Origin of the sequence: Pyxidicoccus xibeiensis (genome assembly GCF_024198175.1) — a bacterium.
In the GTDB taxonomy this organism is placed as follows: domain Bacteria; phylum Myxococcota; class Myxococcia; order Myxococcales; family Myxococcaceae; genus Myxococcus; species Myxococcus xibeiensis.
In genome coordinates this window covers 169,159-185,967 of sequence record NZ_JAJVKV010000015.1, presented here as the reverse complement: position 1 = coordinate 185,967, position 16,809 = coordinate 169,159, and the positions used below count along the sequence as shown (strand labels likewise).

Annotated in this window: 20 protein-coding genes, 1 tRNA gene and 1 pseudogene; 4 read left to right on the top strand and 18 right to left on the bottom strand. The window is 70.3% G+C overall.

All coding sequences use genetic code 11. From position 1 onward, the window contains the following. Positions 1–6 precede the first annotated feature (6 nt). From LXT23_RS41140 to LXT23_RS41125, 4 genes are all read right to left on the bottom strand, one after another. Entirely contained in the window at positions 7–549 is a 543-nt protein-coding gene (locus LXT23_RS41140) for an antibiotic biosynthesis monooxygenase (protein WP_253985938.1), read from the bottom strand. Then, complete coding sequence (locus LXT23_RS41135) at positions 546–953, bottom strand: hypothetical protein (protein WP_253985937.1); 408 nt, start codon at positions 951–953, stop codon at positions 546–548. The genes LXT23_RS41140 and LXT23_RS41135 overlap by 4 nt, the downstream gene beginning before the upstream one ends. 97 nt (positions 954–1,050) lie before the next feature. Further along, positions 1,051–1,782 carry a LytR/AlgR family response regulator transcription factor gene (locus LXT23_RS41130; RefSeq protein ID WP_253985936.1) on the bottom strand — a complete coding sequence of 244 codons (732 nt, stop codon included), beginning with the start codon at positions 1,780–1,782 and terminating at the stop codon, positions 1,051–1,053. Then, positions 1,779–2,816, bottom strand: coding sequence for a sensor histidine kinase (locus LXT23_RS41125; RefSeq protein ID WP_253985935.1), 1,038 nt, complete (start codon positions 2,814–2,816; stop codon positions 1,779–1,781). The genes LXT23_RS41130 and LXT23_RS41125 overlap by 4 nt, the downstream gene beginning before the upstream one ends. 338 nt (positions 2,817–3,154) lie before the next feature. Here LXT23_RS41125 and LXT23_RS41120 point away from each other — a divergent pair, with 338 nt between their 5' ends. After that, the gene (locus tag LXT23_RS41120; protein WP_253985934.1) at positions 3,155–3,370 is read left to right on the top strand and encodes a helix-turn-helix domain-containing protein; all 216 of its coding nucleotides are present in this window, start codon (positions 3,155–3,157) and stop codon (positions 3,368–3,370) included. A 106-nt stretch (positions 3,371–3,476) separates the two neighbouring features. Here the strand turns inward: LXT23_RS41120 and LXT23_RS41115 are convergent, their stop codons facing one another. The 5 genes from LXT23_RS41115 to LXT23_RS41095 form a co-directional block, all read right to left on the bottom strand. Continuing rightward, complete coding sequence (locus LXT23_RS41115) at positions 3,477–3,866, bottom strand: hypothetical protein (protein ID WP_253985933.1); 390 nt, start codon at positions 3,864–3,866, stop codon at positions 3,477–3,479. A 204-nt stretch (positions 3,867–4,070) separates the two neighbouring features. Continuing rightward, a complete protein-coding gene (locus LXT23_RS41110) occupies positions 4,071–4,433 on the bottom strand; it encodes a hypothetical protein (RefSeq protein ID WP_253985932.1) in 363 nt (120 codons plus the stop codon). A gap of 804 nt (positions 4,434–5,237) precedes the next feature. After that, positions 5,238–6,920, bottom strand: coding sequence for an IS66 family transposase (gene tnpC / locus LXT23_RS41105; protein ID WP_253985931.1), 1,683 nt, complete (start codon positions 6,918–6,920; stop codon positions 5,238–5,240). A 48-nt stretch (positions 6,921–6,968) separates the two neighbouring features. After that, positions 6,969–7,313 carry an IS66 family insertion sequence element accessory protein TnpB gene (gene tnpB, locus LXT23_RS41100; protein WP_253985930.1) on the bottom strand — a complete coding sequence of 115 codons (345 nt, stop codon included), beginning with the start codon at positions 7,311–7,313 and terminating at the stop codon, positions 6,969–6,971. Further along, positions 7,307–7,543, bottom strand: coding sequence for a transposase (locus tag LXT23_RS41095; protein ID WP_253985929.1), 237 nt, complete (start codon positions 7,541–7,543; stop codon positions 7,307–7,309). Before LXT23_RS41095 ends, tnpB begins: the two co-directional genes overlap by 7 nt. Positions 7,544–7,732: 189 nt before the next feature. Between LXT23_RS41095 and LXT23_RS41090 the strand changes: the two genes are divergently transcribed. After that, positions 7,733–8,170: a DDE-type integrase/transposase/recombinase gene (locus tag LXT23_RS41090; RefSeq protein WP_253985928.1), complete on the top strand. Its 438-nt coding sequence runs from the start codon at positions 7,733–7,735 to the stop codon at positions 8,168–8,170. An 82-nt stretch (positions 8,171–8,252) separates the two neighbouring features. Here LXT23_RS41090 and LXT23_RS41085 read toward each other — a convergent pair. The 5 genes and pseudogenes from LXT23_RS41085 to LXT23_RS41065 all read right to left on the bottom strand — a co-directional run. Beyond that, positions 8,253–8,459, bottom strand: a pseudogene (locus LXT23_RS41085) (hypothetical protein); the annotation flags it as partial. A 176-nt stretch (positions 8,460–8,635) separates the two neighbouring features. After that, the gene (locus LXT23_RS41080) at positions 8,636–9,001 is read right to left on the bottom strand and encodes a DUSAM domain-containing protein (protein ID WP_253985927.1); all 366 of its coding nucleotides are present in this window, start codon (positions 8,999–9,001) and stop codon (positions 8,636–8,638) included. A 3-nt stretch (positions 9,002–9,004) separates the two neighbouring features. Further along, positions 9,005–9,298 (bottom strand): hypothetical protein, encoded by a 294-nt coding sequence (locus LXT23_RS41075; protein ID WP_253985926.1) that lies wholly within the window; start codon positions 9,296–9,298, stop codon positions 9,005–9,007. Between the two features lie 290 nt (positions 9,299–9,588). Beyond that, a tRNA-Gly gene (locus tag LXT23_RS41070) sits at positions 9,589–9,661 on the bottom strand. A gap of 59 nt (positions 9,662–9,720) precedes the next feature. After that, positions 9,721–11,682 carry an ABC transporter substrate-binding protein gene (locus LXT23_RS41065; RefSeq protein WP_253985992.1) on the bottom strand — a complete coding sequence of 654 codons (1,962 nt, stop codon included), beginning with the start codon at positions 11,680–11,682 and terminating at the stop codon, positions 9,721–9,723. A 131-nt stretch (positions 11,683–11,813) separates the two neighbouring features. Here LXT23_RS41065 and LXT23_RS41060 point away from each other — a divergent pair, with 131 nt between their 5' ends. After that, on the top strand, positions 11,814–12,653 hold the full coding sequence (locus LXT23_RS41060; RefSeq protein WP_253985925.1) for a discoidin domain-containing protein: 840 nt from the start codon (positions 11,814–11,816) through the stop codon (positions 12,651–12,653). Positions 12,654–12,705: 52 nt separating this feature from the next. Here the strand turns inward: LXT23_RS41060 and LXT23_RS41055 are convergent, their stop codons facing one another. From LXT23_RS41055 to prfA, 4 genes are all read right to left on the bottom strand, one after another. Beyond that, the gene (locus tag LXT23_RS41055; protein WP_253985924.1) at positions 12,706–13,095 is read right to left on the bottom strand and encodes a zf-TFIIB domain-containing protein; all 390 of its coding nucleotides are present in this window, start codon (positions 13,093–13,095) and stop codon (positions 12,706–12,708) included. A gap of 166 nt (positions 13,096–13,261) precedes the next feature. Continuing rightward, positions 13,262–14,533 carry a UDP-N-acetylglucosamine 1-carboxyvinyltransferase gene (murA, locus tag LXT23_RS41050; protein WP_253985923.1) on the bottom strand — a complete coding sequence of 424 codons (1,272 nt, stop codon included), beginning with the start codon at positions 14,531–14,533 and terminating at the stop codon, positions 13,262–13,264. Positions 14,534–14,549: 16 nt separating this feature from the next. Then, positions 14,550–15,434, bottom strand: coding sequence for a peptide chain release factor N(5)-glutamine methyltransferase (gene prmC / locus LXT23_RS41045; RefSeq protein WP_253985922.1), 885 nt, complete (start codon positions 15,432–15,434; stop codon positions 14,550–14,552). Then, positions 15,431–16,525 (bottom strand): peptide chain release factor 1, encoded by a 1,095-nt coding sequence (gene prfA / locus LXT23_RS41040; RefSeq protein ID WP_253985921.1) that lies wholly within the window; start codon positions 16,523–16,525, stop codon positions 15,431–15,433. The genes prmC and prfA overlap by 4 nt, the downstream gene beginning before the upstream one ends. A gap of 153 nt (positions 16,526–16,678) precedes the next feature. On the opposite strand from prfA, the gene LXT23_RS49915 reads away from it, so the two are divergent. Continuing rightward, positions 16,679–16,801, top strand: a complete 123-nt coding sequence (locus LXT23_RS49915; protein WP_013941470.1) for a hypothetical protein — start codon at positions 16,679–16,681, stop codon at positions 16,799–16,801. Positions 16,802–16,809: the final 8 nt, after the last annotated feature.

Here is a 16,809-nt window from a genome sequence, read left to right as displayed (position 1 = left end):
GGCGGTTCAGTAGAACGGGCCCGGGTCGGCCCCGAGCTGCCGCGCCGCCTTGCTCCAGGTCGCCCCGCGCTCGTCGTCCGCCCAGTGCGTGACGATGCTGCCGCCACGGCTTACCTCTCGCACCGAGTCCACCGCGGCCTGGTGCGCGGAGCCCGTGACGAAGGCATACATGGCGGCCTCATCCCTCCACACCGAGAGCGTCCGCGCCGTCCCGCAGCGCTCGGACGAGGCCGTCTGGAGGGCCACGAGGCCCTGCTGGGCCCGCAGCGAATCGGAGATGGGGCCCATCAACTCCTGGAAGCGGGCGAGCGCCGCGGGCTCCGGCCTCAGCCTCAGGTACGTGCTGCTCACGATGTAGCGTCCGGGCTCCAGTGTCCCGTCCGCGCGCACCGCGGGCCCGGCCAGCGGTGCGTCCTGCAGGTCCGCCTCCATCCGGTCTCGCGTGCAGTCCGCGAGAGGGTCCTCCTGCACGACAGCCGGAGGGGCTTCTTCCCCGCCACAGGCGGGCAGGGCAATCAGGGTCAGGCAGGACAGGAGGATGCGCTTCATGGGTTCGGCTCCCGGTTGGGGGTGGAGTGGGTACGGCAGGAAGTGGCGCCGGACACGGCACCGAAGTGCAGGGGCGTGAAGTCACGCCCGAGCCTCCGTGAGGAGAAGCGCTCGGAGCGCGCCATCACCCGCACCTCGACCTCGTCGGCGGCCGGGGAGGTGGCGCGCAGCGTGGCCACCCAGTGGCCGGCGCCCCGGGCGTCTCGCACATGGAGGTAGAGGTAGCTCCCCGCTGGAAGCCGCTCCTCCACGCGCCCGCACAGCGTGTAGTGCGAGGCCGCGTCCAGCGCGTGACGGGTGAGCGGGTTGCCTCCGTCGCCGGAGGGGCCAGGGTGGAAGGAGAGGGCGGTCCCGGCGGCCAGCATGCCCAGGACTGTCACGGCCAGCAGGAGCTTGCGTTGCATGCTCCCAAGGTAGGGAAGCGGGCCGTCCACCGGGGCCCGGGCCGATGGGCGGTCCCCTCTCGCCGACGGATGGCGGCCCGCGGCGGACGGACGGCGCTCAGTCCAGCCCGAGCCCCCGCTTCACTTCCGCGAGCAGGCGGCGGCTCACCCGCGCCACCTGCCCGTCGCGCAGCTCCACCTCATGGATGCCGTCGGTGGCGCGCAGCGCCTTGATGCTGCCGGTGTGCACCAGCTCGCCCCGGTGCACGCGCAGGAAGCCCGCCCCGCGCAGCCGCTCCTCCAGCGCGGACAGCGGCTCCTCCGTCATTTGCTCCACGCCCTCCGCCAGGAACACGGTGTACTTGTCCGAGGACCAGAAGCGGGGGATGTCGCGCGCGTCGAAGAAGCGCAGCGTGCCCGCGGTGGAGGTGACGATGCGGGTGGAAGCCCCCGCGGGCCGCACCGCCTCCAGCGCCCGCGAGACGGCCTCCCGCGAGGCCAGCCGCCGCTGCCGCGCGCGCTCCACCGCCGAGGCCAGCCGCTCGGGGCGCACCGGCTTGAGCAGGTAGTCCACCGCGTTGACCTCGAACGCCCGCACCGCGTGCTCGTCATGGGCCGTGACGAAGATGATGGGGGGCAGGTCCGTGTGGAGCTGCGCCAGCGTCAGCCCATCCATGCCAGGCATGTGGATGTCCAGCATCAGCAGGTCCGGCCGGAGCGCGCCCACCTGCCGCAGCGTCTCCTCGGCGTCCCCGGCCTCTCCCACCACCTCCACTCCGGCCAGCTCCCGCAGCATGCGCCCCAGCCGCCGGCGCGCGGGCTCCTCGTCGTCCACGACGAGCACCCTCATGCCGCGTGCCCGGCTGGCAGCGCGATGCGCGCCATGCAGCCGCCTCCCGGGGCCGGCTCCAGGACGAAGGCCCCCTGCTCCCCGTAGAGCAGGCGCACGCGCGCGTGCAGGTCGCTCACACTCGTCTGGCTGCCCCGGTGCGCCGAGGCCCCGGGGCCCGGCCCGTCGTCCTGCACGTCCAGGAGGACACGCTCGTCCTCGAAGCGCACCCGCACGTGCACGCTCACCTGCTGGCGGCTGGCCAGGCCGTGGAGGATGGCGTTCTCCACCAGCGGCTGCAGCAGCAGCGGCGGCACCTGCACGTGCGCGGCGCGGGCGTCCAGCTCCACCGAGGCCCTCAGCCGCTTGCCGAAGCGCACCTGCTGGATGGCCAGGTAGTCGCGCACCATGTCCACCTCACGCTGGAGCGGGACGAGGCGCACCCTGGAGCTCTCCAGGGCATAGCGGAACAGGTCGGCCAGTCGCTCCAGGGTGCGCTCGGCCAGCTCTGGATCCTCGGAGATGAGCGTGGCCACCAGGTTGAGGCTGTTGAAGAGGAAGTGCGGGTGGGTGCGCGCCTGCAGGGCCTCCAGCTGGGCGCGCAGCGACGCCTGTCGCTCGGCCTGGGCCTGCCGCTCCACGGCGAGCGAACGGTTGCGCAGTCGCTGGATGGCGAGCGCGGGCAGCACGAAGACGCCCGAGATGATGATGCACGTCACGCTGAAGTCGAGCAGCGTGGAGGAGTGCTGGCACAGCAGGTTCTTCACCGGAAGCACGGCGGCGGCCATCACCACGGAAACGCCGGTGATGGTGGCCACGTGCAGCAGCGTCTCCGCGGCGCGGCTCCGGACGCGCTGGACGAGCCGCGGCATCACCGTGAGGTACAGCAGGTGGAAGGTGAGGGACAGCGAGGCGAACGGCACGCAGATGCCCGCCAGTTGGAGCAGCGCCTGCTTCCAGGGCATGGCGAACAGCCCTTCCACCAGCAGCGGTGCCGCGGCCAGCGGGGCGAGGGGGTAGAGCCACACCATCTCCCGCGGCAGCAGCCTCTGCATGGACGGACCTTCCATGGTCCGCCACCGTAGCCCCACCCTCCGCTCGTCGCCCAGCCCTCCGACGAGCGGTGGCCCGGCGCCGACGGGCGGCAAGCGGCGGCCCGAGGCCTGGAAACACGAAGGCCGGTAGTCCCGAGTTTCCTCAAGAACTACCGGCCTTTGCGATTGAGCGGCGGAAGGGATTCGAACCCTCGACCCCGAGCTTGGGAAGCGCGGCCTCGACCCGTCCAGGCGTTATCAGTCATTCACAAGCCCTCAGAACCGTTGGGGATTCGGGGCCGGGGTCCGTCCAACCATCCCAGCCGGTAGCAGGGAATCGCAAGGGGTTTGCTGCATCCTTGCTGCAAGGTCCGGCGCATGCGCGGCTCCGCGCGCTGCCGAGCGGGGCGAAGCGCCTGCTCACCGTGCGTGAGGTGGCGGAGCGGTTGCCCATCTGCACCGCCACCGTCTACCGGCTGTGCGAGCGGGGTGAGCTGTCCCACGTCCGGGTAAGCAACGCCATCCGCGTCCGGCCATCGGATGTGGACGCCTTCCTCGCCCGAGGCCAGGGCTGACCCGGTGGTTCCCGGTTCCCCGCCCTATAGCGGGAACCGGAACCGGTTGAGGACTGCACGGCCGCACAACCGGGAACAGTAGCGTGCAAGCCCAGAGGCAGAAGGGTCAGCCCCTGTCGCGCTCGCTGCGCGCCGCCTCCACCGCCTCGACGCTCAACCCGTCACGGAGCGCCTCGCTGAGTACCTGAGCGAACACCGCAGCCCAAACGGGTGTTTCTGGGAAGAAGCGTCCCAGCGCCCCAGTGGTGTACTCAAGAAAACACCGCTCGACGGCCTCGGGAGAGGCCAACCAGCGCTCAACATCCGCGTCAGCGAGAGTGCTGCCCGTGTAGCCCTTCGCCCGCAGGAAGCGCTCCAAGGACCGGCGCTTGCCAAACCGGGTGAGGCGCGGCCAGAGGGAGCGCGCTCGGTGCAGATGCCACGTGATGCTCAGGCGTCCCCGGAACGCCACCAGCAGGAGGGGGACGCCCACCAGAACCCAGAGGGGGAGGTACATTGGCGCGAGGCTGCTCCACATACACGCCAGCGGCAACCCGCCTCCAGGGCGGGGATGCAGTGGTCCCGCTGTGTTCTAGGAAGTGATGTGGCTGTCCCGTCCAGCTTGACGAAACATCTTGGCGGGCACCTCGATCGTGGGGGTGTCCACTGAGGCTACCAGCCGGGTCTGGCACGAAAAATTATTGGGCCCGGCCGCCCGCGGTCAGTCCCCCTCCGGCGCCCGGATGTAGACGGTGACCTCGTCCAACACGAAGGAGGACGCACTCGGGACCGACCTGCTCAGGGAATCCCTGGTGGCGATGTACGTGGTCCCGTTGTTGGACTGCTTCCAGATGTACCCATGCCTCAGCGCTTGCTCGCCCCCGACCCAGACCAGATAGCGAGGCTCCTGGACGAAGTCCCCATCCCAGGAGTTCCAACTCCCCTGGTTCTCGGCGGCGGCGGCCAGGAGCTGGTACAGGCGCTCGTCCTTGGCCGGAACCGGGCTGGCGAACTCCCAGCCAAAGTCAAACGGCGTGCAACAATGAATCGTCCAGCTCTCGGTCTTCCCTCGTGCTCCCGGCATGGCTCCTCCTCCCAGCGTTTCAGGGGCACTAGGTAGCACGGCTCGGGGAAGCGCGGGGCCTCGGTCCCCGAATCCACCCCACGACCGACGCCCCGGTGCCGACAGCCCGCCTCCCCCCTGTGTCAGGGAAGTTGTCGCCTCGGCTGACGTGCGGAGCTGACGACGCCCTGGGGGCGAGAGCAGGCAGGACGCGGTGGCGTACACGGTACGCGGTGATGACGGCAGGAACTCCTCCGCCTCGGCCTCCACCGGATTGCGACGAATGTAGCGTGCCAGCGCCTCCCCGACTGTCTACGCGGCTCGCTGCGGTGCTGTTTCCGAGAAGCCTCCGCTGCACGCGAGGCAGGTTGGCGGCGTAGGACATGGGCGCCGCCACCCGCTGCGCAGTTCCGGCCGCGAGGAGCCGCGCGCCCGGACGGGGGCTTCTCGGGCGGCACGAAGCGCTCCATGGTACCGCCAGCTATGCCCTGGTGGTCAGCGCGTTACCCGTGCTGAGCCCCGCGTTCGCTGGCCGCAGGCATGGACGGTTCTGGTTCCGTCGGTGGCTCACCCTGGGAGACCTCGGAGGGCTCAGGAGCCACTTCCCGCGACTTCCGGCCCGTCGCCTTGCGCCTCCGTCCCGCGCGCCCCTTGGCTTCCTCTTGGGCCTCCATCCCACGAGCCCCCCACATGACCAGAGGCAGCCGGTGGGAACCCCAGGAGAACAGGACGATATCTCCGGGGTAAGGGACCGGTCCAGCCCAGGGTGCCGGCGGACGAGGAGCGTGGCAGGTAGAGCGCGTGAATGACGGCGCGCCGACGAGCCTATCGCTGCTGAGCCTGCTGCTGAGCCCACGCCTCGGGGAGGAGTTCCTTGAGACGGGAGGCCGGGAAGCGGGTGTCGCCGAGCTTGGGCAACACGTCGCGGAAGTAGGCCCAGGGGTCCCTGCCCAGCCGGTAGCAGCTGAGCACGAGGGAGTAGACGGACGCGGCCCGGCGTCCGGCCTCATCGCTGCCGAGGAAAAGCCAGTTCTTCCTTCCCAAAGCAATCATTCGGATGAGGCGCTCGACTTCGCCGTTGTCTACCGGCACGCGTCCGTCCTCGAGGAAGCGGCCCAAGGGGACGTAGCGGTTGCGCGCGTACCCGATGGCCTTGCCCAGCAGCGTCTTCGGGGGCACGTGAGGGGCCCAGGTCTCCAGCAGCTCGAAGAGCTCCGCGTAGACGGGGGCGCTCTTCTCCAAACGCAGGCCCAGGCGCGCCTCGGGGCAGAGGGCCGCCTCGGTGGCCTGGCGCTCGACGGCGTAGAGTTTCTGGACGAGGGCCAGCACCGTGCCGCCGCGCGAGTCGCCGGCCTGGTGGGCGCGCTCGAAACCGCGCCGTGCGTGCATCCAGCAGCCCACCTCGGTGCGAGGGGAGGCGGGGCCGAAGAGGGCCTCGTAGCCTTTGTAGCCGTCCACGACGAGGTAGCCGTGGAAGTGGGCCAGCACCGCCTGGGGGCCCTTGCCGCTCCAGTCGGGGGTGTACTCGACGAAGACGTTGCCGCCCTGGCCGACGTAGGGCCACAAGTGGCCTCGCTTGACGCCGCGCGCGTCGTCCTTGTCGAGGACGCGCACGCCGGTGTCGTCGGTGTGCAACAGCCAGTCGGCCAGGGTGCGGCGCTTGAGCAGCGCCACCAGCGGCGGCAGCACGTCGCTGGCGGCCGCCACCCAGTCGCCCAGGGTGGAGGCGGGCAGCTTGACGCCGTAGCGCTGGTCGAAAATGGCCTGCTGGCGGTACAGGGGCAGCCCGTCGCGGTACTTGCCCACCAGCAGTTGCGCCAGCAGGCCCGGGCCGGGCAGCGCCCCCGGCAGCGGCGCCTCGCTGGCGGGCGCGGTGGCCACCCCCTCCTTGCAGCGCGAGCACGAAAGCTTCGGCCGCTTCTCCACCCGCACGTAGAAGCGCGCCGGCTCCAGTTCCAGCCGCTGACTGACTTCCTCGCCAAAGGCCTTGCGCGGCTCGCCGCACTCCGGGCAGGTGCACTCCTCGGCGGAAGGCTGCAGCACCACCTCGCGCCGCTCCAGGTGCGCCGGCAACGCCTTCGCGCCGCGCAGGGGCGGGCGCCGGGACTGCTTCTTCGGCGCCTGGCCTTCCGGGGCGGATGAGGACGCCGAGTCCCCTTCGTGGCTGGCGGGCCCGGCCGCCGCGGCGCAGTCGGCCGCGGGCGCGTCGGCCGCGGGCTGGGTGAGCAACTCCAGCAGCAACTGCAGCTGGCCCGCCGGTGCCTTCTCACTCTTGCGCCCGTACAACTGCCGCAGCGCGTGCTTCAGCCGCACCGCCGTGGACGAGTGCGCCTCGCGCAGCTGGCCCAATAGCCCCAGCAGCAACTCAATGGCCTCCTCGCCGCGCCCCGCTTCCAGCAGCTGCCGCATGTACGCGCGCACCGCCTCCAAGTCCTTCGCTTCCCCGGGCGGCTGCTGCTCCTCGTCCAGGGTGCCCCTCTCGTCGGCGACTGTCTCGGGCGTCGTCATGCGCGCCCCCCGTATGCAATGCCTCAGGTAGGGCGCGCAACAGAAGACTCAGTGCGCCGGCTTGCGTCCCGCCCTTCCCCCGGCCTCCACCAGCGCCAGCAGCTCGGCCAACTGCCGCGCCTCCAGGTGCACCGTGGCCTGGCCCTCCACGGGCACCGGCACCCGGAACCGCCCCGCCTCCAGCCGCTTGGCGACGGTGCAGTACCCATTGGCGCCCCAGAAGAGAATCCGCACGAAGTCCTTGCGCCTCGAGAAGAAGACGAAGAGGTGCCCCGACTTCGGCGCCTGCCCCAGGCTGCCCTCCACCAACGCGCTCAACCCGTCCGCCTGCTTGCGCATGTCGCACGGCGCCGTCGCCACCCAGATTCGCACCCCCTCCGGCAGCCTCAGCATCCCTGCACCCCCTTCACCGCGCGCAGCACCCGCTCCACCAACTCCTGGCTGGCGCCCCCGTCCACTCTCACCCGTACCCCGCCCACCTCCACCACCACCGCCTCCTCGCGCGGCGTGGCCGGCGCCACCTCCACCGGCACGAAGCCCAGCGCGGGCTTCGTCTCCGGACTCCCGTCGCGCCGCCGCGTCCAGAAGCGCAGCCGCTCTCGCGGCAGTCCATGTCGGCGCATGAACGCCGACTGCGCCCCTCCTTCTGCCTTCCACGCGCGCACCACCTCCGCGGCCACCTCCGGTGTCCACCTCGGTTGCCGTGCGGCTACCAACCACGCCGGCTCCGCCCTCGTCGTTGCTGTGCTGGTCGTCATCGTGCCGCGCACTGTGCACGTCATGGCTCATGGCGACGACCTGGGCACGACCGGATGCTTACGGTGCGGCTGGGCGGGCAGGTCGTGAAGGTCTTCCTGCTGGTGGCGGTGCTCTCGTTCTCGCGACGCCTCTTCGTGCGCGCCTTCCTCAACCAGCGGGGGGACGACTGGCGCGAGGGCGTGGCCGCGGCCTTCGTGCACTTCGGCGGCGTGCCGCTGGAGGTGCTCTCGGACAACGTCAGGCCGCTGGTTGACGAGAACAACCGGCAAGCGGGCACCGTGCGTTTCCACCCGGCGTGGGTGCAGTTCTGCCAGGACTGGGACGCGGCTACGCCAGAAGCGCAAGGCGGGGCTCTTGGGCCGCAGCGCGCCGCCTGGCAACGACGACTGAGCCGAGCACGAGCTCCGTGCCTCGGACGTGGCCTCCGCGCGCCCTCGCTTGAGAAGCAGCGAGGGCGCGCTCCGGCGGACGCACGCAGGGAAACGACGTAGCATCACCGAGCAGTCCAACCGGGCGCTGGGGAGGGGGTCAGTTTTAGTGACGTAAGGGGGTCAGAAATTCCTGTCGCCTGACACCCGCATCGCGCTGGCGCCGCCACGCGCTCAGCAGCGACGAGTACAGCCCCTCGCGGCGCAGCAGCGCCCCCACTTCACCGGGCTTCGTGCAGCGGTGGGCCTCCGCCAGCACTCGCAGCTTGTACTCCGCCGTGAAGCCTCGCCGCCTGGCCTTCTCCTCCACCTCGCTCTCCCGGACCCGAGCTTCTTCCACCACTGCGCTCATCGTTCCTGCCTGGGTCGCCCTGCACACTAAACTGCCGGGTACGAACTGTCTCACTCACGTTGGCAGAGAGGATCAATCGAGTCTTGGTAGAGCCGGCTGCTGATGATGAGCAGCCAGTCGAAGTGCACGATGAGGACGAGCCCTTGGAGTGACAGTCGCCTGTGTGGCAGCGGCTTTTACCCGAGCTCGTCGAGTTCCGCCTGCGCGTGGTCGCGGTACAGGGGAACCACCTCGACGTCGAGTACTCCCTGGAGCACCTTTCTCGCGCCCGCAGTGTCACCTGCATCTAATAGGCGGTGGGCCCTGACCAGTGCCTGAGACAGCCTCCGGGAGCCTTCTCGGATCCTGGCGCTCACTTCAATGGCAAGGTCCACGACGCCCGTGGGCGTTCCCAGCGTCGCTTCCGCGTCACCGATGGCGACCTCCCGAGCAACTCGCAGGAGCAGCTCGCGTTCTCCACCCGTGAGGTCCGAGCGCGCCTCCTGCTGAAGGCGGCTGGCCAGTTCCTGGACGTGATGCCAGTCATGGTCCTCCGGGCGCATGGCTCATCTCCTAGTGCAGATGTTGAAGGGCCACTGCTTCTGTCCCTGGCAGTAGCGAAGGCAGTCGTGACAGTCGCCAGTCCATTTCCGATGGACGCAGAGGACGTACATGTCGATGCAGTGCTGCCGGTAGCCTTCGTCCGGATCCTCCTCATCCTCCTCCGGCGCACCATCAGTCACCGCGCTCGCGGTCTCGCCGAGAACCTGGAGGCCAGCGAGGACCTCTGCCACTTCCACGGCCGTGGCGGCGCAACTCTCCGCCGCCGTCGTTGGGAACTTCTTGATGCAGCAGACCACCGTGGACTCTCCGGGCTGGCACTGCAGCACGGCTGACCGGGCAAGGGCCGTGTGCGAGCTCGCCGCTGTGTGCGCCGCAGAGGAACAACCCGACGTCCACAACCCCAGCAGCAGTGTGAGGCCAAGCCAGATGGAGAGGAGCCTTCCGCCACTCATCGAGTGAGCCAGCGTACCAGGCAAAACAAGCGAACTGGGAGAGCGTCTGGCAGCTGGCCTCTCTGTGCGCCGTCTAGGCCCGAAAACAAGAAGGCCGGCGGCCCTGAGTTCAGGACCACCGGCCTTCAGGTTTGAGCGGCGGAAGGGATTCGAACCCTCGACCCCGAGCTTGGGAAGCTCGTGCTCTACCAACTGAGCTACCACCGCAGGCGAAGCGAGAGCCAAAGTAGGGGCCGGCCCGCGCCTTGTCAACGGGAAGTGTCGGGCTACTCCCCCTCTTCGACGGTGAGTTGATAGGCGTCCTGGAAGTTGGCCTCGCGGTTCTTCGCGTCGCGGACCTCGAAGACGTAGACGCCCGGCTCGGCGCTGTAGCGGATGCTCTCCGGCTGGTCGCCCTTGGCACGGTCAGCCGTCTGCACGAGCGACAGCTTCCCGTCCGGCTGCACCCGGTGCAGGTACAGCCCCACGTCCACCTTGAGGATGCCCAGCAGCGAGGCCCGGATGGACGTGCGCACCGGCCTGTCGGACAGGTCCAGCCGGTAGAAGTCCGTGTCCTTCACCGGGAACACCGTGCCGCGCACCGCCTTGCCGGGCGTCAGGTCCTGCCCGCGCTCGGCGGTGTTGTTGGGCTCGCGCTCCTCGCCGCCGTTGTCCGGCACCGTGGTGACGGTGATGCGGTAGGGCTGCTCCGCGTTCTCGAAGTCCTTCACCCACTTGCCGTCCACCTTGCGTGACGCGCCCTCCACCCGGAACCAGCAGCTGCCGCTGCACGCCACGTTGTTGAGGCGCTCGGGCTCCTTCACCGCGCCCTCGTTGGCGCGCAGGAGCACCGTCTCCTTCTCCCCGTCGCCCTGGGGCGGCTCCACCATGGAGAGCACCAGGTCCAGCCGGTCCACGCCGGACAGCTCCACCTTGGCCAGCACCGGCTCCGTCGTGCGGAGCACGAAGTTGTCCAGCTCACCCTTGGGCGACAGGAAGCCCTCGCGGTAGCCGCCGGCCGTCAGCGGCGTGGCCTTGTGGAGCTCTTCGTTGGGCTCCAGCTCCGCGTTGGCGCCCGCCTCCTCCTGCGACACGGTGAGCGTGTACGGCGTGGTGGCATTGAAGGTGCGGCGGGCCTCCTTGCCCGTGCCCACCCAGCTGCCCTTCACCACCACGTAGACGACGCGGTCCGTGGCGCGCACGCCGATGTTGCGCAGCGACAGCGCCTCGGCCTCCTTGCCCCGCAGGGTGAACAGCGGCGCCTCCGCCGCCGACAGCACGGACAGCTCCGGCCGCACGCCCTCCACGCCCGACAGCTCGATTTTCAACGCCACCGACGGAGGCTCGGGCGGCAGCGCCGCTGGCCCCGCGTCCTGGGCCTGGGCCTGCACGGCCTGCGCGGCCGCCGCGCCACCGACCTCACCCGGCGCGCCCTCGCCCTCGGGGGGCGGCGTGGGCTGGGCCTCGGGAGCCGGCGCGGGCGGCGGCGGCTCGCCCCCGGCGAAGGTGCCTTCCGGGGTGGGGGAGGGGGCTGCCTCCCGCGGGGCCGTTCCCTGCGCGGGCGGCGCGGTGCCCTCCTGCGTGGGGGGCGGGGGCGTCGTGGGCTCACCCTCCATGCCCATGCCCGGAGGCGTGCCCGAGGGCGCGGCCGGCTCGGGCAGCTCGATGCGGTACCAGTCCTCGTCCCCGGCATGGCCCAGGAAGGCCGTCGCCGTCTGGCCCAGCGGCAGCGGCGCCGAGTCCACGGCCCGGTCATTGGGCTCGCGCTCCTCGCCGTCGTTGGGCGCCCGCATCTTCACCTCGAGGGTGTAGGCGCCGCCCACGCCCTTGCGCGCGGGCACCACGCGCACCCAGCGCTCGCCCTCCACGAAGAGGTTGGGGAAGCGCTCCGGCTTGCCCTCGCCCTCGCTGTTGATGCCCGCCAGCCGGTTGCGGTCGCGGTCGTAGACCTCCAGGGTGATGTCGCCCCCGGGCAGCCCGGACACGGTGACGTCCGCCACGCGCGCGGCGGGGGGCGCCAGCCGGTACCAGTCCTCGTCCGCCTTGTTCGGCTGCGCCGTCAGCTCCGCCGTCACCGTGCTGTCGCGGGTGACTTCGAGCGCCTGGTCCGGCCGCTCGTTGGGCTCTTTCTCCGTGAGGGAGGCCGGCCCCGTCTCCACCGGGCCCGCGTCCTGCGCTTGCGGCGCCTTGTCCTCCTTGCAGCCGGCCAGCATCGCCGCCAGCACACAGACCCACCCCCAACGTCGCATCACGGTCTCCCTCCGGAACGGCCGCCATCCTTCCTCGCGGCGACCCGGTGTCAAGCACCCCAACACCCGCGCGGGCGCTTTCATCCAGGCCCTGGAGCCCCCCGCGCGGGGCGATCCAAGATGGGGGCCCCATGCGAAGCCCCCTCCTTCTCCTCCCCCTGCTCGCCACCTCCGCCCTCGCGGCCTCCACCGTCCTGCCCGGCTACATCCGCGCCGACGACTGGCTGGAGCGCGAGAGCCAGCCGGAGCGCTACGTGCCGCTCCACCTGCTCGACGGCCGCGACACCACCGCCTGGTGCGCCACCGGCGAGAAACCCGCCCCCATCACCCTCGGCTTCAAGGACGCCGTCACCGTGGACGAGGTGCGCGTCTACACGGGCGACGGCTCGGACCGCGCCGCATTCAAGGCCCACGCCCGCGCGCGCAAGCTCACCCTCGCCAGCGTGGACGCCTCCCGCAGCCTCACCGTGGAGGACAAGCGCGGCCTCCAGGCGGTGCGCCTCAGCCAGCCCCTGTCGGGCGCCCGCTTCATCCTGGAAGTCGTGGACCGCTTCCCCGGCGCCAGCGACGACGCGCCCGTGTGCGTCACCGACCTCGTCTTCTACTCCGGGGGCAAGGCCCTCAACGGCACCTGGCTGGCCCCGAAGCTGAAGTACGACGCGCGGCAGGCCCCGCTGCTGGGCACCTGGTTCGGGGGCCTGGAGGGCGCGCCGGAGGGCTTCCTGTCCTTCTACATGGACGGCACCTGGCGCTACACGCGCGAGCCCCTGGAGGGCGGTGGGCCCACCTCCGTCACCGGGACGTACACGCTGTCCGGAACCCGACTGTCCCTGGACGTGCCGAAGCGCGGCCGGGTGACGGCGAAGCTCAGCGGTGGAAGCCGGGAAGGCACACGCTCACCGGACGCGTCCCTCGTGCTGGAGGGGGCCGTGGTGGACGAGTGGGGCCGCGAGTTCCGCGGCCAGCCCTGAGACAGCGGGGCGGCGGACGGCCGCCCTGCCTGGGGCCTGGGAGGCAGGGCGCCTAGAGGGCGGCCAGCTTCTTCTTCGCGCTGAAGTGGCGGAAGAACGCGATGATTTCCTGAACGGCGACCTTCACGTCGGTGGCGTCCTGGAACTCCGACTCCAGGAAGATGCCACCGCAGGACTCACAGGTGTCGTAGTGGAGGGGGTGCTGACGGTCGCCGCCGTCGACCCGGACGAGGTCGACTTGGCACTCCGGGCACTGACCGGTCAGCGCCTGCGCGTCCACCTTGCCGCCCTGGCTCTCCAGCCCGGGGAGGTTGTTGTGGAGCAGGACCCGGTTGAGGTCCGCGACGTCGATCCAGAGCCCGCCGCAGTCTCCACACTTTCGCAACGTCAAATCATCCCCCTCGAGATCAGACATCTCGACGTTGCAGCTGGGGCAATCCATGGGACGGTTTCTTCTCCTGCAATGGGGGAGGAGTCCTCCCCAGTGGTTCGGAGAATGATAGGTCGCACGAAAATTCGGATGCAACCCACGTCGCCGCTTCTGTTGGCAACGCGCCGTCTCTCCGCCACCCCAGACGTAGGCCCAGGCGACGGTCCAGGCGTCCGGTTCAGGCCTTCGCCTTCACCCGCCGGATGTCGGCACCCAGGCTCCTCAGCTTGCGCTCCAGGCGCTCATAGCCCCGGTCCAGGTGGTACACGCGGCTGACGTCCGTGCGCCCCTCGGCGCGCAGGCCCGCCAGGATGAGCGAGGCGCTCGCCCGCAGGTCCGTGGCCATGACGGGTGCCCCGCTCAGCCCCTTCACCCCCTTCACCACCGCCGTGTGCCCCTGGATGGTGATGTCCGCCCCCAGCCGGTGCAGCTCCGGCACGTGCATGAAGCGGTTCTCGAAGATGTTTTCGCTGATGACGGACGTTCCCTGGCTGACGGACATGAGGGCCATGAGCTGGGCCTGCATGTCGGTGGGGAAGCCCGGGTGCTCGGTGGTGGTGATGTTCACCGCGTTGAGCGTCCGGGGGGCCTTGCAGCGAAGGCCCCCGCCCTCGGCGGTAATGGTGCAGCCGGCCTCGCGCAGCTTGTCCACCACGGCCTCGAGGTGCTCGGGGACGGCGTGCTTCACCAGCACGTTGCCGCCGGAGATGGCCGCCGCGACGAGGAGGGTGCCCGCCTCGATGCGGTCCGGGAGGATGGCGTGGTCCACGGGCTTGAGCCCCTCCACGCCCTCGACGGTGATGACGGACGTGCCGGCGCCCTCGATGCGCGCCCCCATCTTGTTGAGGACCCTGGCCAGCTCCTCGATTTCGGGCTCGCGGGCGCAGTTCTCCATGACGGTGCGGCCCCTGGCCAGCACCGCCGCCATCAGCACGTTCTCCGTGCCGGTGACGGTGATGACGTCGAAGTTGACGGTGCCGCCCTTGAGCTGCTTGGCGCGGGCTTCCACGTAGCCCTCCGTCAGGTGGATGTCCGCGCCCAGGGCCTTGAGCCCCTTGAGGTGCTGGTCGATGGGCCTGGCGCCGATGGCGCAGCCGCCCGGCATGGACACGCGGGCGCGGCCGAAGCGGGCCACCAGGGGCCCCAGCACCAGCACGCTGGCGCGCATCGTCTTCACCAGCTCGTAGGGCGCCTCCGGGTGGATGTGGCCGTTGACACCCACCGCGCACACGTCCTTCTGGCGCCCGGTGAGCCGCTCCGCGTCGCAGCCCATGGTGCGCAGCACCTTGAGCATGGTGACGACGTCCGCCAGGTCCGGCACGTTCCGGTAGGTGGAGGTGCCATCCGCCAGCAGCGCGGAGGCCAGGATGGGCAGCGCCGCGTTCTTCGCGCCCGAGGCCCGCACCTCACCGTGCAGCTCCGGGCCACCCTTCATCACGATCTTGTCCATGGTTCCCTGTGCTTCTTCAGCCCTGTGGCCCGTCAGCCGCGGGCTGTGTCCCAAAAGCCATGCGTTCCCGCCGCTCCAGGTCCTTCTCCACTCGCGCGTCCGCGTACCCCGCGGCCCGCAGGAGCTCCAGGACGGCCGGCCCCTGTGTCTCCCCAATCTCCATTGCAAGGAGCCCGCCAGGCTCCAGCCAGCGCCGCGCACCCGTGACTACCCGGCGGATGGCCACCAGCCCGTCCGGCCCGCCGTCCAGCGCCAGCTTCGGCTCGCGGCGCACCTCGGCGGACAGGGTGGGAATCTCCGCGGTGTCGATGTAGGGCGGGTTGGAGACCACCACCCGGAAGCGCGGCGCGTCCGGCGGCAGCGGGGAGAAGAGGTCCCCCTGCAGCACCGTCACCCTGTCGCTGACCTTGAGCGCCTCGGCGTTCTCCCGCGCCAGCGCGCACGCGTCCGGGGACAGGTCCGTGGCCAGCACGGTGGCCTGGGGGCGCTCGGCGGCCAGGCTGATGGCGATGCATCCCGAGCCGGTGCACACGTCCAGGGCCCGTGACGGCGCGTCCCTGGGCAGCATGCGCAGCACCGCCTCCACGAGCAGCTCCGTCTCCGGCCGCGGAATCAGCACCCGCGCGTCCACCTTGAAGGGGCGGTTGTAGAACTCGCGCACGCCGGTGAGGTACTGCGTGGGCTCACCGTTCAGGCGCCGCTCAATCAGCGCGCGGAAGGTGCCCAGCTCGTCCTTGGAGAGGGGGCGGTCCAGGTCCACGTAGAGCCGGACGCGGCCCATCTTCAGGACGTGGGACAGGAGCACCTCGGCGGTGAGCCGGGGCGCGTCCACGTCCCGCTTCTCGAAGTGCTGCGTCGTCCAGGTGAGGACCTTCCGGATGGTCCAGGGCTCGCTGCTCATGCGTTGGAAGAGGCGGGCCGCGGGCCGCCGGTCTGCGCCTTGAGCGCCTCGGCCTGGTAGTAGGTCCGGCAGGCGGTGATGATGTCCTCGATACCACCCGCCATGATGCCCGGCAGGTTGTGCACCGTCAGGCCGATGCGGTGGTCCGTCAGCCGGTCCTGCGGGAAGTTGTAGGTGCGGATCTTCTCGCTGCGGTCGCCGGTGCCCACCTGCGAGCGGCGCGTGGAGTCGCGCTCGGCGCGCTGGCGCTCCTGCTCCATCTCGTAGATCTTCGCGCGGAGCATGCGCAGCGCCATGTTGTAGTTCTTCAGCTGGCTCTTCTCCTGCTGGCACTTCACGACGATGCCCGTGGGCCGGTGGGTGAGGCGCACCGCGGAGTCCGTCGTGTTGACGCTCTGGCCGCCAGCGCCGGTGGAGCGCATGGCCTGCCGGTCGATGTCCGCCTCGTTGATCTTCACGTCCACCTCTTCGGCTTCCGGCATGACGGCCACCGTAATCGTCGAGGTGTGGATGCGGCCCTGCGTCTCGGTGGCCGGCACGCGCTGCACGCGGTGCACGCCGGACTCGTACTTCAGGCTGCTGAAGACGGCGTCGCCGGACAGCGTCACGGTGGCGTCCTTGATGCCGCCCGCGTTGCCCGCGCTCATGTCGAGGATGTCGGACTTCCAGCCCCGCTGATCCGCGTACCGGAGGTACATCTGCATGACCTCCTCGGCGAACAGGGCCGCCTCGTCGCCGCCCGCGCCGGCGCGAATCTCGAGGATGACGTTCTTCTCGTCATTGGGGTCCTTGGGCAGCAGCAGCAGCTTGAGCTTGCTCTCCAGCTCCTCGCGCTGCTCCTTCAGCCCGGGCAGGGCCTCGCGGGCGTAGGCCTTCTCGTCCGCGTCCGAGCTGCCCAGCCAAGCTTCGACCTCGTTGAGGTCGGCCAGGACCTTCCTGTAGTTGCGGAAGGTGTCCACGAGCTTCTCGAGCCCCGCGCGCTCCTTGGAGACCTTCTGGAGTCTCGCCGAGTCGGCGAGCACGTCGGGGTTCGACAGGTCGGCGGTGAGGCGTTCGAACCGGCGCTCGACGTCTTCGAGTTTGTCAATCATCGTCGTTCCGGGGGTATTGCCCCTTTGCCCGCCCTCTGGCAAGGGTGGGCGGAGTCAAGAAAATCCTTGGCTGCTTGGGCGGTCGCATGAAACAAGGGCCGCCCTCACCGCCATTGGCGGTCGGTCTCACATCACTACCCGGAGTCCTTCCACATGCCCGCCCAGAAGGGAAATCGTTCCAAGAAGAAGGTCGCCAACCGCGCCAAGGGTCGGAAGGCCCAGCTGAAGCGCCGCCGCAGCCGCGCCAAGAAGGGCCAGTCCAACAACAAGGTCTGACGCGCTCG